At 71.3% G+C, this 15,784-nt stretch carries 16 protein-coding genes; 8 read left to right on the plus strand and 8 right to left on the minus strand.

Annotated features, from left to right (window positions below):
• The 6 genes from fabG to ACLBYB_RS02845 all read left to right on the plus strand — a co-directional run bounded on the left by fabG (position 1) and on the right by ACLBYB_RS02845 (position 5,406).
• A complete protein-coding gene (fabG, locus tag ACLBYB_RS02820; RefSeq protein WP_447697780.1) occupies positions 1-807 on the plus strand; it encodes a 3-oxoacyl-ACP reductase FabG in 807 nt (268 codons plus the stop codon).
• A 40-nt stretch (positions 808-847) separates the two neighbouring features.
• Positions 848-1,657, plus strand: a complete 810-nt coding sequence (locus ACLBYB_RS02825) for a shikimate dehydrogenase family protein (RefSeq protein WP_447697781.1) — start codon at positions 848-850, stop codon at positions 1,655-1,657.
• 33 nt (positions 1,658-1,690) lie between these two features.
• Positions 1,691-3,313: a GMC family oxidoreductase gene (locus tag ACLBYB_RS02830; protein WP_447698133.1), complete on the plus strand. Its 1,623-nt coding sequence runs from the start codon at positions 1,691-1,693 to the stop codon at positions 3,311-3,313.
• Positions 3,314-3,510: 197 nt separating this feature from the next.
• Positions 3,511-3,795 carry a muconolactone Delta-isomerase gene (catC, locus tag ACLBYB_RS02835; RefSeq protein ID WP_447697782.1) on the plus strand — a complete coding sequence of 95 codons (285 nt, stop codon included), beginning with the start codon at positions 3,511-3,513 and terminating at the stop codon, positions 3,793-3,795.
• A 13-nt stretch (positions 3,796-3,808) separates the two neighbouring features.
• Positions 3,809-4,105: a YciI family protein gene (locus ACLBYB_RS02840; protein WP_447697783.1), complete on the plus strand. Its 297-nt coding sequence runs from the start codon at positions 3,809-3,811 to the stop codon at positions 4,103-4,105.
• An 83-nt stretch (positions 4,106-4,188) separates the two neighbouring features.
• The gene (locus ACLBYB_RS02845) at positions 4,189-5,406 is read left to right on the plus strand and encodes an ABC transporter substrate-binding protein (RefSeq protein WP_042675772.1); all 1,218 of its coding nucleotides are present in this window, start codon (positions 4,189-4,191) and stop codon (positions 5,404-5,406) included.
• A gap of 83 nt (positions 5,407-5,489) precedes the next feature.
• Here the strand turns inward: ACLBYB_RS02845 and ACLBYB_RS02850 are convergent, their stop codons facing one another.
• From ACLBYB_RS02850 to ACLBYB_RS02880, 7 genes are all read right to left on the minus strand, one after another.
• Positions 5,490-6,218, minus strand: coding sequence for a winged helix-turn-helix domain-containing protein (locus tag ACLBYB_RS02850; protein ID WP_447697784.1), 729 nt, complete (start codon positions 6,216-6,218; stop codon positions 5,490-5,492).
• 144 nt (positions 6,219-6,362) lie between these two features.
• Complete coding sequence (locus ACLBYB_RS02855; protein ID WP_447697785.1) at positions 6,363-6,653, minus strand: hypothetical protein; 291 nt, start codon at positions 6,651-6,653, stop codon at positions 6,363-6,365.
• 118 nt (positions 6,654-6,771) lie between these two features.
• On the minus strand, positions 6,772-8,658 hold the full coding sequence (locus ACLBYB_RS02860; RefSeq protein WP_447697786.1) for a CHASE2 domain-containing protein: 1,887 nt from the start codon (positions 8,656-8,658) through the stop codon (positions 6,772-6,774).
• A complete protein-coding gene (locus ACLBYB_RS02865; RefSeq protein WP_091678736.1) occupies positions 8,655-9,176 on the minus strand; it encodes a FecR domain-containing protein in 522 nt (173 codons plus the stop codon). Before ACLBYB_RS02865 ends, ACLBYB_RS02860 begins: the two co-directional genes overlap by 4 nt.
• Positions 9,177-9,199: 23 nt before the next feature.
• Complete coding sequence (locus tag ACLBYB_RS02870; protein WP_020091685.1) at positions 9,200-9,880, minus strand: Crp/Fnr family transcriptional regulator; 681 nt, start codon at positions 9,878-9,880, stop codon at positions 9,200-9,202.
• Positions 9,881-10,190: 310 nt separating this feature from the next.
• The gene (locus ACLBYB_RS02875; protein WP_447697787.1) at positions 10,191-10,331 is read right to left on the minus strand and encodes a hypothetical protein; all 141 of its coding nucleotides are present in this window, start codon (positions 10,329-10,331) and stop codon (positions 10,191-10,193) included.
• A gap of 89 nt (positions 10,332-10,420) precedes the next feature.
• A complete protein-coding gene (locus ACLBYB_RS02880; RefSeq protein ID WP_447697788.1) occupies positions 10,421-10,900 on the minus strand; it encodes a cupin domain-containing protein in 480 nt (159 codons plus the stop codon).
• A gap of 233 nt (positions 10,901-11,133) precedes the next feature.
• Between ACLBYB_RS02880 and ACLBYB_RS02885 the strand changes: the two genes are divergently transcribed.
• On the plus strand, positions 11,134-12,564 hold the full coding sequence (locus ACLBYB_RS02885) for a HAMP domain-containing sensor histidine kinase (protein ID WP_447697789.1): 1,431 nt from the start codon (positions 11,134-11,136) through the stop codon (positions 12,562-12,564).
• Positions 12,561-13,226 (plus strand): response regulator, encoded by a 666-nt coding sequence (locus ACLBYB_RS02890; RefSeq protein WP_056521453.1) that lies wholly within the window; start codon positions 12,561-12,563, stop codon positions 13,224-13,226. Before ACLBYB_RS02885 ends, ACLBYB_RS02890 begins: the two co-directional genes overlap by 4 nt.
• 33 nt (positions 13,227-13,259) lie before the next feature.
• Here the strand turns inward: ACLBYB_RS02890 and gyrB are convergent, their stop codons facing one another.
• The gene (gyrB, locus tag ACLBYB_RS02895) at positions 13,260-15,704 is read right to left on the minus strand and encodes a DNA topoisomerase (ATP-hydrolyzing) subunit B (protein ID WP_447697790.1); all 2,445 of its coding nucleotides are present in this window, start codon (positions 15,702-15,704) and stop codon (positions 13,260-13,262) included.
• Positions 15,705-15,784: the final 80 nt, after the last annotated feature.

Genomic DNA, 15,784 nt, shown 5'->3' on the forward strand with positions numbered 1-15,784 from the left:
ATGACCGAGCGGCAGACGAACGCCGAGGCGATCGCGCGGCGCCCGAGCCACGCCGGACGGCGCGTCGTCGTCACCGGGGCCGGCCGCGGGATCGGCCGGGCGATCGCGGAAGGGTTCGGCGCGCGGGGCGCCCTGGTGGGCGTGGCCGACGTGAACCCGGACGACGTCGCGGCGACCGTCGCGGCGATCGAGGGCGGAGGCGGTCGAGCCCTGCCGCTGCGCCTCGACGTCGCCGACTACGCGGCCGTCGAGGCGGCCCTGTCGGAGGCCGCCGCCGCGATGGGCGGCGCGTTCGACACGGTGGTCAACAACGCCGGCATCTCGCCCAAGCACGACGGGGCGGCCCACCGGGTCTGGGAGATGGATCCGGCGGAGTGGAGCCGCGTCGTCGCGGTCAACCTGACAGGGGCGTTCAACACCGTCCGCGCGCTGGCGCCCGCGATGTGCGCGGCCGGGCGGGGCTGGATCGTCAACATGTCGTCGGTGGCCGGCAAGACCCACTCGCCGATCGTCGCCTGCCACTACGCGGCCTCGAAGGCCGGGCTGATCGGGCTCACCAAGCACCTCGCGGCCGAGCTCGGCCCGTTCGGCATCCGCGTCAACGCGATCGCGCCGGGTCGGATCGAGACCCCGATGGTCCGGGCGGTGGGCCGCGCCGTCAACGACGAGCAGGTGCGCCTGACCCCGATGGGCCGGCTCGGCGCCCCCGAGGAGGTCGCGGATCTCGCCCTCTACCTGACCTCCGCCGAGGCCAGCTTCGTCACCGGCCAGACCGTCGACGTCGCCGGCGGCCTCTACATGACGTGAGCCGGGACCGGTCGGACAGGCGATGGACGGGAGGACGGCCATGAGCAGTGCGGTCACCGCGACCGGGATCACCGGGCGGACCCGGGTCTACGGGATCCTGGCGGACCCGATCTACCACGTGAAGGCGCCCGAGGTGATGGGGGCGCTCTTCGCCCGCCACGGCGTGGACGGCGTCCTCGTCCCGCTGCACGTGACGGCGGACGGCCTCGCCGCCGTGATGGACGGGCTGCGGCACCTGCGCAATTTCGGCGGCTTCATCGCCACGGTCCCGCACAAGACCGCGATGACCGGCCTGTGCGACGCGCTCACCCGGGAGGCCGAGCAGATCGGAGCGGTCAACTGCGTCCGGCGGGAGGCGGACGGGCGCATGGTCGGCACGATGCTCGACGGGATCGGCTTCGTCGAGGCGCTGCGCGCCTCGGGCCTGGAGCCGCGCGGCCGGAGCGCGGCGCTGGCGGGGGCCGGCGGCGCGGCGAGCGCCATCGCCTTCGCGCTCGCCGGGGCCGGTGTCGCCCGCCTGACGATCCTGAACCGCACCGCGGACCGCGCCCAAGCGCTGGCGCAGCGCCTGCGCGCCGCGTATCCCGGGCTGGCGGTCGCGGCCGAAGGCGTCCAGGCGGAGCACGATCTCCTCGTCAACGGCACGTCGCTCGGGATGCGCCCGCAGGACGCCGCCCCCTTCGACCTGGGCGCCCTCCACGCCGGCCAGTTCGTCGCCGAGGCGATCATGGATCCGGAGATTACGCCGCTGCTCGCCGCCGCGCTGAGGGCGGGCTGCCGCGTCCAGAAGGGCCTGCCGATGCTGGAGTGTCAGATCGCCCTGATGGCCCGCCACATGGGCGCCCTCTGAGGCGGGAACTGGGGACTGAGCTTGGGGCGCACCGTGGGACCGACCGACATCGACGCCGTCGCGGCCGGCGCGTTCGACTACGTGATCGTGGGCGGCGGCACCGCGGGCTGCGTCCTGGCCAGCCGCCTGACCGAGTCCGGGACGCACCGGGTCCTGCTCCTCGAGGCGGGGGGACGGGCGCGCAGCCCCTGGGTCGCGATCCCGGCGGGCTTCAGCCGCCTGCTCCAGCACCCATCCTACAACTGGCGGTTCCGGACCGAGCCCGAGGCGGCGACCGGCGGCCGGGTGATCGCGGTCCCGCGGGGCAAGGGCCTCGGCGGGTCGACGCTGATCAACGGCATGATCTACGTGCGCGGACAGCCGCAGGATTACGATGCCTGGGCGCAGGCCGGGTGCCGCGGCTGGGGATTCTCGGACGTGCTCCCCTATTTCCGCAGGCTCGAGGATTACGAGGGCGGCCGCGAACCGTTGCGCGCCCGCGGCGGTCCGCTGCCGCTGACGGAAGTGGCCGAGCGTCCTGCGATCGCGGAGGCCTTCATCGCCGCCGCGCAGGCGGCAGGCTACCCGCGCAATCCCGACTACAACGCGGAGAGCCAGGACGGCTTCGGCTACTACCAGGTGAACCAGCGGCGCGGCCGGCGGGTCAGCGCCGCCGATGCCTATCTGCGGCCGGCCCTGGCCCGCCCGAACCTCGCCGTCGTGACCGACGCGCACGTCCTGCGGCTGACCTTCGACGCGGGTCGGGCGAGCGGCGTCGCCGCTCTGGTCGGCGGCCGCGAGCGGCTCTTCCGCTGCCGCGGGGAAGTGATCCTCGCCGCGGGGGCGGCCCAGACCCCGCAGATCCTGGAACTGTCCGGCCTCGGCGATCCGGCGATCCTCGGAGGGCTCGGCGTCGCCGTGCGGCGCGCCCTCCCCGGCGTCGGCGCCAACTACATGGACCATTACTGCACGCGCATGAACTGGCGCGTGCGCCTGCCGGTGACGCTGAACGAGCAGACCCGCGGCCTGCGCCTCGGCCTCGCGGCGGCGCGCTACCTCGCGACGCGGCAGGGCATCCTGGCGCTGGGGACCGGTCTCGCCCACGGCTTCGTGCGCACCCGGCCGGGGCTCGACGGGCCCGACGTGCAGTACTTCTTCATGCACGCGAGCTACGCCAACGCCGCCGAGCGCAAGCTCGACCGCCTGCCGGGCATGACGATCGGCGTCACGCAGTTGCGACCGGAATCGCGCGGGACGATCCACGCCGCTTCGCCCGACCCGCTCGCGCCGCCCGCCATCCGCCCGAACTTCCTCGCCACCGCGGAGGATCGCCGGGCGATGGTCGAGGGCATGAAGATCGCCCGCGCCATCGTCGCGCAGGCGCCGATGGAGCGCTTCCGCGGGGCCGAGCTCAACCCCGGTCCGGACTGCCGGACCGACGCGGACTGGCTCGATTTCGCGCGCCGCGACGGCCAGACGATCTACCACATCTGCGGCACGTGCCGCATGGGCGACGATCCGGATTCGGTGACGGATCCCAGCCTGCGCGTGCGCGGCGTGGCCGGCCTTCGGGTGGCCGACGCCTCGATCATGCCGCGCATCGTCTCCGGCAACACGCAGGCCGCGGTGTTCATGATCGCCGAGAAGGCCGCCGACCTGATCCGGGCCGATGCCTGATCCGGTCTGGCCATCGGGCGCCGCGGCGCGTACGGCAGCCCCGCGCCGGTCTCGGCCGCGTCTCGGCGTCGTGTCGGCGTCGTGTCGGCGTCGTGTCGGCGTCGTGTCGGCGTCGTGTCGGCGTCGTCCGGCGCTTCGCGACGCAGCAGACCGCAGGTCAAACGCCCCGGAACGACCGGCGGCAGAGGTTCGACGTCATGCTCTACATGGTCCACATGCAGGTCAACATTCCGGCGTCCCTCCCGAAGGAGGAGGCGGCTCGCCTGAAGGCCGAGGAGAAGGCCTACGCCCAGAATCTCCAGCAAGATGGCCGATGGCGGCATCTCTGGCGCATCGCCGGGCAGTACGCCAATTACAGTGTCTTCGACGTGGCGGGAAACGATGAACTTCACGAAATCCTGAGTTCGCTGCCGCTCTACCCGTATATGGCGATCAGCGTGACGCCGCTGGCGCAGCATCCCTCCGCGATCGCGGCCAACTGACGGGACCACCGCCATGCCCTACATGATCGAGACCTTCGACAAGGTCGGGAGCCTGGACGTCCGCAGGGCGAACCGCGCGGAGCATCTCGTCTACCTCGACCAAATCAAGGACCGGCTCCTGGCCTGCGGCGCGAAGCTGAACGACGACGGGAGCGACGCCGGCGGCGGCCTCTACGTCGTCGACGTCGAGACCCGCGCGGAGGCCGAGGCGCTCATCCACGCGGACCCATTCTACAAGGTCGGGCTCTTCGAGCGCGTCGAGATCCGGCGCTGGCGCAAGGCCTACCTGGACGGCCGCAGCTATCTCTGAGACCGAGGGAACGCGGTTTCGAAGGACAGGCGGCCTTCCGGTACGGGGCAGCCGCTGAAGAACAAGAAATTGGGGAGGAAACAATGATCCGTCGTCCTTGGGTGGCGGCCGCCGCGTTCGGCGCCGCTGCCCTCACCGCCCTGCCCGCCTCCGCGCAATACGCGGATGGCGGCATCAAGATCGGCATCCTGACCGACATGTCCGGCGGCTACTCGGATCTGGCCGGCCGCGGCTCGGTGACGGCCGCGCAGCTCGCGGTCGAGGATTTCGGACGGCCGATCAACGGTCGGAAGGTCGAGCTCGTCTTCGCCGATCACCAGAACAAGGCGGACATCGCCTCGTCGATCGCGCGCCGGTGGTTCGATACCGAGGGCGTCGACGCGATCTTCGACACCAATTCCTCGGTCGCCGGGCTGGCGGTGCGCGAGGTCGCGCGCAGCAAGGGCAAGATCGACATCAACTCCGGCGCCGGCTCCATGGCGCTGACCAACGCCGCGTGCTCGCCGACCGGCGCCCACTGGTCGTGGGATACCCACTCGCTCGCGGCCGGCACCGCCGCAGCGCTGGCGGACGATCCGAAGAACACGTGGTTCTTCATCACGGCCGACTACACCTTCGGGCACGATCTGGAGGCGCAGGTCACCCGGGTCGTGAAGGCCAAGGGCGGCACGGTGCTCGGGTCGGTCAAGCATCCGTTCCCCAATCCGGATTTCTCATCCTACCTGCTGCAGGCACAGGCGTCGGGCGCGAAGATCATCGGCATGGCCAACGCCGGCGCCGACACGATCAACACCATCAAGCAGGCGAGCGAGTTCGGCATCCTGCAGGGCGGCCAGAGGCTGGGCGGGCTCAACATCTTCCTGACCGACATCTACTCCGTCGGATTGCCGGCGGCGCAGGGCATGATCCTGACGACGGGCTTCTACTGGGACATGGACGACCAGACGCGCGCCTTCGCGCGGCGCTTCGGCGAGCGGATGGGCGGCCGGATGCCGACCATGGTCCAGGCCGGCGACTACTCGGCGGTGCTCCACTTCCTGAAGGCGGCCGAAGCCGCCGGCACGGATGACGGCCTGAAGGTGATGGCCAAGATGCGCGAGCTGCCGATCCAGGATTTCTTCGCCCGCAACGCCACGCTGCGCCCGGACGGCCGCATGGTCCACGACATGTACCTCGCCCAGGTGAAGTCCCCGGCGGAATCGACGGGCCCTTGGGATTTCTACAAGATCCTGAAGACGATCCCGGGGGACCAGGCATTCCAGCCGCTCTCCGAGAGCACGTGCAAGCTGGTGAAGGGCTGACGCGCGCCTCCGCGGCTCGTCGCTCACAGGGGGGCGCGGGCCGTGCACCCCTGTCTCCACCAGGGTCGCCACTCGCGACGGCCCTAGTGGGACGTGCTCTCGACCGCGGCGGCGAAGACGTAGCCGACCCCGCGCTCGGTCACGATGAGCTTCGGGTCGCTGGGCCTGCGCTCGATCTTCCGGCGCAGCCGCAGGATCTGCACGTCGATGCAGCGATCGAAGACGTCGTCGTGGACGCGGGTGACCTGGAGCAGGTACTCGCGGCTGAGCGGACGCTGAGGTGCGTCGAGGAACGCCGCCAGGAGCGCGTAGTCGCGCTTGCCCAGGACGACCTCTTCCCCGTCGGGATTGATCAGACGCCGGCGTCGGCGGTTGAGGACCCAGCCGTCGAAGCGCCGGCACGGCGCCTCCGCCGGACGGGACGAGGCCTGCGCCGCCACGCGGCGGATGACGACGCGCACGCGCGCCAGGAATTCGCGCAGGCCGTAGGGTTTGACGATGTAGTCGTCGGCGCCGAGTTCGAGGCCGAGCACGCGGTCGAACTCCTCGCAGCGATGGGCCGTCGTCAGGATGACGGGAACATCGCTCACCGCGCGCAAATCCCGCAGCAGGTCGAGGCCGTTCTCCGCGCCCGGGCGAAGATTGAGCACCACGAGGTTGAACTGCGACGGATCCGCGAGCTCTCCGCGCGCCTCGGCCCGCGTCGACACAGGGACGACGTCGACCCCGTGCGCGTCGAGGTATCCGGAGACGACACGCTGAACCTCCGCGTCATCGTCGACGAGCAGGATGCGCAGGCCGTGGCGATGCATAAGCGATGCTCCTCCGGAGTCCCGACTGGCACGAACATCGGAGCAGCGGTCCGAGGGTGTCCGGCCGTCCCGGGGCGGCCGGATGCGCGTCGTCATCCCGTCGCCTGCCGATCGGCCTGGCCGCTGCTCCCACGGCGTGACGGTTCAGCGGCAGACCCGCTCGTAGCGGCCCCACACCGGGCTGAAGAACAGGTGACAGTCGCCGAAGTAGCTGCCCGCGGCGTATCCGCCCGCCGGGCTCCACCAGCCATGGCCGCCGAAGCGGTGATGGAAGCCGTGATGGAAACCGCCGTGGTGGAAGCCGTGATGGAAGCCGCCATGGTGCCCGAAGCTTCCGTGCCCGAACCCGCGCGCTTCGGCTCGTCCGGGCGCGGTCGCCAGGGCGGCGAGGGCGAGACAGGACAGGATCGCTGTCTTCGTCGAGGTGATCGTCATGAGATGTCTCCCGTTGCGATACGGGGACGATGCACCGGAGAGCCCGCGGTGGACTGTGACCCGGGTCACAGTTTCGGTGTGATCTCCTGGTCGGTCAGCGACGCGCTCGGGGGAGCGGCTAGGACGTCGTCGCGCGCGGGTGGCGCAGCAAGACCTCGAGGGGCTGGCTGCGGCCGCGGATCGCCGCGGTCCGGCTCTCGAATCCTCCCTCGGACCACTCGAGCCCGGCGGCGTGCGCCAGCTCGGCGCTGAGTGCCAGGCGGGCGTGGGCGTCCGCCGCGACCGCCAGCAGGCGGCTCGCCACGTTGACCGTGTCGCCCGTCGCGGTGATGTGCTGGTTGGTGTCGCTGCCGAGGCGCGAGAGGATCACCGGCCCGTAATGCGCGCCGATGCGCAGATCGAGGGCCGGCCCGGCCCCGTGCAGGACCGGGCTGTCCGCGATCCAGGCGCGCGTGCGGACGATGAGTTCCTCCGCGGCCTGGACGGCGTGCGCCGCCTGGTCCGGGTCCGGATCGAGGGCCCCGAACAGGATCATGGCGCCGTCGCCCATGAAGTTCACCACGACGCCCCCGCGCAGGGTCACCGCTTCGTCGACGAGATCGTGGAACGTCTTGAGCATCGCCCGCGTCCGCGCCGGGCCGAGCTGCTCGCTCCGGCGCGTGAAGCCGGTGAGGTCGACGAACAGCACGGGGATGTCGCGCGCGATCGGCTCGGCGAGGTAACCCGGGTCGCGCGCGAGCCGCTCGGCCAGGGCGGCAGGCTGCATCCGCCGCAGCACCTGCTCGGACCGCGCCACGCGCGCGCTCTGGCGGCGCTCGAGCGTCTGGCGGCCGACCGCGCAGACCAGCGCCGGCAGTCCCACGGCCGCGAGCGGCAGGGCGGCGCTCAGCCAGATGCCGTGGGCGAATGCGACGGCGCCCGCGGCGAGCCATCCTGCCGTCGCGAGCAGGACCAGTATCAGGCCCGGGCCCGGCGGCAGCAGCGCGATGGCGAGCGCGGACCCGACCGCCAGGAGGACCGAGGCCGCGGCGTCTCGCTGCCGCACGCCGGCGTCCCGGACGAGGGCGTCCCCCGTGGTGAGGTGGGCGATGCCGGTGGCGAGGAGCTCGACGCCGGGCAAGACGGGATCGAACGCGTTGGCGAAGGTGTCGCCGCCGCCGAGCGCGGTAACGCCGATCACGACGATGCCGTCCGAGAGCGCCGCGGCCGGCGCCGTCCCGTCGAGGAGGGCGGCCGCGCTCACCGTCGCGATCGTGCGTCGCGGACCGTAGGGGCGCAGCGGAAGGTGGTAGCCGAGGTCCAGCGACAGGGCGCGGTCGCCGATCTGGACGCGCCCCTTGCTGAGCACGGGGTCGTTGCGCGCCGCCAGGGCGGCCGCGCGCAGCACGAAGGACGCGGCGACGCCGTCGGCCGTGCGGACGACCAGGGGGAGATGGCGGGGTACGCCGGACGCGTCCTCGGCGACGTTGACGACACCGGACGCGACGTCTTCGCCGAGCTTCGGCGACGGCCGGTGGAGCGCGGTGGCGAACGGGATGCCGTCCTCGCTGGCGCTCCCGTCGAAGACCGCAGCCGAAGCCAGGATCGCTGTGGTCTTCCCGAGGGCGACGGCGAGCGCGCTGTCCGCCTCCGGCTGCCGCCCCGCCTCTAGGAAGAGCACGTCGACGGCGATCACGCGCGGGCGGGCCTCCGCCACCCGCTCGACGATCCGCGCCATCGTGGTCCGCGAGACCGGGAAGCCGCCTTCGCGCCGCACCGTCGCGTCGTCGATCGCCACCACCGTGAGGTTGGCGGGCGGCGTGCGCGGGCCGGCGAGCCGCAGGCGCAGGTCCGTGAGGGCGGATTCCAGGCGATCGAGGGGCGTCGCGCGCCCGGCGAGATGGAGATGGCCGAGCCAGGCGCCCCAGGCGAGCGCGCCGAGCGACGCGGCGAGCAGGAAGACGCGCCGCGCCAGCCGGAAGGTCCGGTCGGGCGTCGGAGCCGCCGGCCGACCGGCCTCGCTCAACGCCCGAACCGCTCGAGCAGACTCCTGACGCGCTCCTGGGGCCAGCGCCGGACCTCCAGAGGGTCGCGGCCGTCATCAACGTCGACCCCCTCGCCCGGCCCGAGCGTGACGGCGACCTGCGGGTCGGTGCGCCGAGCGACGTCGACCCGTCCCTGCGCCACGAAGACGGAGGTGCGCGCCCGCGTCACGTCGACGGCGTAGACCGTGCCCCGCACCGAGGCCACCGCGTGGGGGGTGAGGATCTGGAAGCCGTCGCGGCGGACGCGGCGGCTCGCCGGGATGGTGACGAAGACCGCGTTGCCGCCGATCTCGGCGCCCTTGAGATGTCCGTCACCGTCGGGTCCCACGGGGCGCAGGCTGCCCGCGCGCTCGGTTTCGAGCGTCAGGCCGTCGGCGCAGTGCAGGATCCGCAAGGGCGGATCGAAGCGCGTCGTCTCCGTACATCGCGTCTGCGCTGCGGCGCTCGACGCCGCGAGGGTGAGGGCGGCCGTGGCCGCCAGGCGCGCTGTCGTTCTCATGCGGTGAAGCCCTGTCGCCCCGATCATGTCTGCGCCCGCGCGCCCAGCGCGACGAGCCGGTGTGAGGCCCGCACGGTCACGCGCGCGCGGCCGAGATCGATGAGGCCCGATCTCTGCCAGTCCTGCAGGACGCGGTTCACGCTCTCCCGGGCCGCGCCGACGAAGGCCGCGAGTTCCTGCTGCGTCACCTGGATCTCGGCGCCGTAATCCTCCGACAGCATGATCAGGCGCCGGGCGAGGCGCATGTCGAGCGGCAGCAGCGTCGCCTCCTCCATGCGCGCGCTCATCCAGCGCAGGCGCTGGCACAGCAGGCCGATGATCCGGACTGCCAGGGCGGGATCGCCGTGGAGCAGTTTGAGGAAGGCCCGCCCCTCGACGACGAACAGGTCGGCCGGCTCGAGCGCCACGGCCTCGGCGGTCCGTGGATGGCCGTCGAGGAAGGCGATCTCGCCGAAGACGTCGCCCGGTCCGAGCAGGTTGAGGGTGACCGCGCGCCCGTCGTCGGAGCCGGCCCCGATCCGGATCTGCCCGCGGCGCACGGCGTAGAGGGCATCGCCCGGATCGCCCTTCTGGAAGAGGATCTCGTGTCGCGCGAGGCTGCGCGTCGTGCAGAGCCCGGCAATGGTCTCGATCGCCTCCGGACCAAGCTCAGCGAAGAACGCGTTGGCCTTCAGAAACCGAACGAGCGTGTGCGGCGTGCTCACGACTGCATCTCTCCGGCCGTCGAGCTGGGGCTTATGCGCGTGTCGAGGGCCGATTAGCAAGGCTTACACTGCGAGAGCGGAGGATGATCATGGGCTCCGCCCGCGGGCGTGCTCACGGCGGCGACGATTGTTACAGGCCGCGGGCCCGCTCCAGCTTCCTGGTGGCCCGTTCGCCGATCACCCCGCACGGCGCCTGGCTGTCGCCGGCGGCCGCGCGGGGCAGGATCGAGGCGTCCAAGACCGTCCGAGCGTCGCGACCCGCTCGGGCGGTGCAGCCCTGGAGCCGGTCGGTGACCGCGGCAGCACGGATTCAGTCCGCCCTCGCCGCGCCGGACGGGCGGAACGCCCGCGCGCTGCCGCGGGCGCGGCAGAGGTCGGCGCGGGCCGCGGTCGCCGTCACGTCGGCCGGGTGGGACAGGTCGTTCGCCTCGATGACCGGCGGCGTCGCCATATCGGCGCGCCGCGCGCGATCAGGCTTCTCGAGAGCGTCTGCGGCGGGTCGGAGCGACTGTCGCGCGCGGATCGTATCCCCGTGGACGATCACTTGTCCGAGCGCGTCTTCCTCGGATCGTCGGAGGGGTTGATGTAGTCGAGCCCGAAGGGCCCTGTTCCCCAGACCTGGATCACGGCCGGGTCGCGCGTCGTCCAGAGCGCGTGGGGCATCTCGGCCGGCAGATACAGGAAGGCACCCGGCCGGAGAGACTGCCCCCGGCTCGCGTCGATCGTCTTCCCCATATCGTGGACGAGTGTGCCGGACAGCAAGGTCACGCTCTCGTCGGTCGCGTGCGTGTGCGGAGCGATGACGTAGTTCGGCGGGAACCGGAGCCTGAGCGTGAACGGTCCGGGCTTGTCCGGATCGCCGGCGATGATGCTGATCTCGCTGCCCGTCGGGAGGGATGGCGGCGCAGCGCGCCACTGGACGGCGTCGTCACCGGTGACCATGACCATCTCGCCCGCGCGCGCGTCCGGCGCGAGGCATGCGAGGAAGAGGACGAGACAGCAGCTCTGGCGCAAACGCATCGACAATCTCCAGATCGGCGCTGGGGCGAGCCCGGATCGAACCTATCCGCTGACGCCGAGCCCACTCTACCGTCGGCGGCGCTCGCGACAGGGTCCGTCCTGTTAGACCGCGCGCCTTCGGACCCGCTACGGCAGAACGCCCGTATCGACCCGGGCAAATCGCACGACCTTGCCGCGGACCCTTCCAAGACGGTCGCGGGCTCGCGTACTCTCGGCCTTTCGGGAGAACACGGGTGACACCCTTCAGGCTCAAGCAGGTCCTGGCCGTCTGGGACGCGCGCGAGCTGGATCTCAAATGGGCCCTCGTCGGACGCATCGCGCTGATCGCGATCCTCTGCGCTGCCGGAGCAGCCGCCTACGCGATGCACGACGTCGCGGCGAAGACCCGACAGCGGAACGCCGAGACGGCCGATGAGGTGCACAAGCAGCTCCGCCTCCAGCTCCTGCGAATCGAGCGGGCGGCCGACATTCCCCAACGCTTCCCGGATTGGGAGATCGTCACCCGTTACGCTCTGCAACCCGGCCAGTGCGTGCAGCTGATCCCGGCGAAGGCCGGTCCGACACGGTCGAGCTGCGTGGGCGTCGAGGCGCGCGCGCGCGCCGCACCCGACTGGTTCGCGACGCTCTACCGGTTCCTCTTCTTCGCCGGATCCACCGTCAGCCTGCCGCTCGAGCATCAGGGGTCGCGGATCGGGATCGTCGAAGCGCACATCGATCCCGACGCGGTCGTCGGGTCGGCGTGGATCGTGCTGAAGCAGGTGTCCGGCGCTCTCGCGGCCATGACCGTCGTCCTGTGCGTGCTGGTCTACGGCGCGGTGGCGCACGCGCTGCGTCCCGCCAACGAGATCCTGGTCGGTATCGATCGCGTCGCGAAGGGCGACCTCGGATGGCGTCTGCCGAGCCTCCGCCTGCGCGAGCTCCGACGCATCGCGACGGTCTTCAATCAGCTTGCCAGCCATCTCCAAGTCGCCACGCGGGAACGTGCCGAGCTCGCGCGCCGGCTGATCGATGCCCAGGAGCAGGAGCGGCGGTGGCTGTCGCTCGAACTGCACGACGACGTCGCGCAGCGTCTGACGGCGTTGAGCCTTCTCGCCCGGTCGATCCAGGAGGGCGCGCGCTCCTCGTCGCCTTCGGTCGTGGCCGAGAGTGCCGAACTCGCCACCATGGCGTCGGAAGCCGTGCGCGCTCTTCGGAGCACCCTCGCCGCGCTCAGGCCGCCGGAGATCGACGATCTCGGGCTGCGGGTCGCGCTCCGGAGTCTGATCGCCGCCCAGGCGCAGCGCGCCGGGGGCCGGATCCACGTCACGTTCGCGGCCGACGCGCAGGCCGATCGCCTGCCCTCCGACGCGGCGGCCCATATCTACCGGATCGTCCAGGAAGGCCTCACCAACGCCGTCCGCCACGCGGCCGCGCGCACCGTCGCGATCGCGCTGAACGTCGCGGAGACCGACGGCGGCGCCGAGGTCCAGCTGATCCTCACGGACGACGGGAGCGGCGCCCCCGTGGAGGCGCTGGAGCGCCCGCATTCCGGTCTCGGCCTGCTCGGCATGCGCGATCGCGTCCACGCGCTCGGCGGGCAGATCGTGACGGAAACGTCCCCGGGCGGCGGATTCCGCCTGCGGGTCCGCTTTCACGCCGCGCTCGCGGGCGACGAGGTGTCATGACCAAACGGCGCATACGCGTGATGCTCGTCGACGATCACGCCGTCGTGCGGGAGGGCTATCGGCGGCTCCTGGAGCGGCAGCCCGACATGGAGGTCGCCGCCGAGGCCGGGGACGGCGCGGAGGCCTATCGCGCCTACCGCATGGTGGAGCCGGACGTCGTCATCATGGACATCAGCATGCCCGGCCGCGGTGGGATCGACGCCATCCGTCAGATCCGGCAGGTGGATCCGAGCGCCCGCATCCTCGTCTTCAGCGTTCATGCCGCGGTGAGCTACGCGCTCCAGGCCATACGCGCCGGCGCCCGCGGCTACATCACCAAGAGCAGCGCTTCGGATCTCCTCATCGAAGCGGTGCGAAGCGTGTTCAACAACAAGCTGACCCTGTGCGCGGAGATCTCGCACCTGCTGGCCGCGAGCCGGCTGGCGGAGGAGACGTCCCCGATCGACCAGCTGTCGCCTCGGGAATTCGAGATCCTGCGGATGATCCTCGACGCACGGCACACGGACGCGATCGCGGCCGATCTCAGCCTCTCGCCCAAGACCGTCGCGAACTATCACTACGCCATCAAATCGAAGCTCGGCGTCAGCTCGGACGTGGAACTCGTCTACTGCTGCATCCGGTGCGGGCTGATCGATCCCTTCGCGGTCGTCGGAGCGGACTAGAACGCGCGGGCGCGCGGCCCGCAGCGGTGCGCGTCACACGTCCAGGTTCGCGACGCTCAGCGCGTTCTCCTGGATGAACTCGCGCCGCGGCTCGACCACGTCGCCCATCAGCTTCACGAACAGGTCGTCGGCATCGGTGACGTCCTTGACCTTGACCTGCAGCAGCGAGCGCACGTCGCGGTCGAGCGTGGTCTCCCAGAGCTGCTGGGCGGTCATCTCGCCGAGGCCCTTGTACCGCTGGAGCTGAAGGCCCTTGCGGCCGAAGGCCATCACCGCCTCGAAGAGCGCCACGGGCCCGTGCAGAACCGTCTCGTCGGACTTCCGCATCAGCGTGGCCGGCTCGCCGTAGATCTCCCGGAAGGCGTCGGCCCGCTCGGAGAGGCGCCGGGCCTCCTGCGAGGTGATCAGGCCGGCGTCGAGGGTCGAGACTTGGCGAACGCCCCGGAGCGTCCGGCTCAGGCGATAGCCGCCCTCGAACGACTCGCCCTGCCAGCCGCGCTCGATCTCGTCGGCGATCGCGTCGAGCCGGCGGGCGGTCATGTCGGCCAGGACCTCGGCCTCACCCGCCCGCGACGCCGCCTCGGCATCGAAGGCGCCGGCCAGCACCGCCTGCTCGACCACGGAGCGGTCGTATCGCGTGTGCAGGCCCTGCAGGATGCTCCGGAAGGTCCGGGCCTCCTCGACGAGGCTCTTGAGCTGCGCCCCGGCGAACTCCGCGCCGGTAGAGAGTCGCAGGATCGCGCCGTCGGTGCCCTGGTCGATCAGGTAATCCTCGAGGGCGCGCTCGTCCTTCAGGTAGATCGCCCGGCGCCCGCGCTCGGCTTTGTAGAGCGGCGGCTGCGCGATGTAGAGGTGGCCGCGCTCGATCAGCTCCGGCATCTGCCGGAAGAAGAAGGTGAGCAGCAGAGTGCGGATGTGCGAGCCGTCCACGTCCGCGTCGGTCATGATGATGATGCGGTGGTAGCGCAACTTCTCCGGGTTGAAGCCCTCCCGGTCCGTGGAGGAGCGCCCGATCCCGGCGCCCAGCGCCGTGATCAGGGTGCCGATCTCCGCGGAGGACAGCATCCGGTCCGCGCGCACGCGCTCGACGTTGAGGATCTTGCCGCGCAGGGGCAGCACGGCCTGGAAGGTCCGGTCGCGGCCCTGCTTGGCCGAGCCGCCGGCGGAATCGCCCTCCACCAGCAGGATCTCGCACTTGGTCGGGTCGCGCTCCTGGCAGTCGGCGAGCTTGCCGGGCAGCGAGGCGATGTCGAGCGCGCCCTTGCGGGTCACGGTCTCGCGCGCCTTGCGGGCGGCCTCGCGGGCGGAGGCCGCCAGCACCACCTTGCCCATCACCGACCGCGCCTGGCTCGGATTCTCCTCGAGCCACGTGGACAGGCCCTCATTGAGCACGTTCTCCACGGCCGGGCGCACCTCGGACGAGACGAGCTTGTCCTTGGTCTGCGACGAGAATTTCGGGTCCGGCACCTGCACCGAGATGACCGCGGTGAGGCCCTCGCGGCAATCCTCGCCGGTGAGCGAGACCTTCTCCTTCTTGGCGATGCCCGACGATTCCGCGTAGCCGGTGACCTGCCGGGTCAGGGCCGCCCGGAAGCCGGCCATGTGCGTGCCGCCGTCGCGCTGCGGGATGTTGTTGGTGAAGGGCAGGACTGTCTCGTTGAACGAGTCGTTCCACCAGAACGCGACCTCGACGCGAATTCCATCACGCTCGGAGCTGACGACGACGGGGCTCGTCATCCCGTCGATCGGCTTGCGGGAGCGGTCGAGGTACCGGACGAAGGCCTCGATGCCGCCCTCGTAGTACAGCTCCTCGCGCTTCTTCTCGGCGTGGCGGGCATCGGTCAAGACGATACGGACGCCGGAATTGAGGAAGGCGAGCTCGCGCAGGCGCTTCTCCAGCGTGCCGTAGTCGAATTCGATCATCGTGAAGGTGTCGGTCGACGGCAGGAAGGTGACTTCCGTGCCGCGCCTTCCGTTTCCGGGCCCGATGATCTCCAGGGGCGCCACGGCGTCGCCGTGGCGGAACTCCATCGCGTGCTCGTTGTCGTTGCGCCAGATGCGCAGGCGCAGCCAGGACGACAGGGCGTTCACCACCGAGACGCCGACGCCGTGCAGGCCGCCGGAGACCTTGTAGGAGTTCTGGTCGAACTTCCCGCCGGCGTGCAGCTGGGTCATGATGACCTCGGCCGCCGAGACGCCCTCCTCCTTGTGAATGTCCACCGGGATGCCGCGCCCGTTGTCGGAGACCGTGCAGGAGCCGTCGGCGTTGAGCGTCACGGTGACGAGGTCGGCGTGGCCGGCCAGGGCCTCATCGATGGCGTTGTCCACGACCTCGTACACCATGTGGTGGAGGCCGGAGCCGTCGTCGGTGTCGCCGATATACATGCCGGGCCGCTTGCGGACGGCGTCGAGGCCCTTCAGCACGCGGATGGATTCCGCGCCGTAATCGGCGGGCTCGGTCTGGGGGGTGTCGGCCATGAACTTCCTCGGCAGGCGGGCCTGATCGCGTCGGTGGCAGATGCGCCCTCGGGCGCCCGCGCCTGAACTCTCGCTTGGTC

It is taken from the genome of Methylobacterium sp. D54C, from assembly GCF_053345595.1.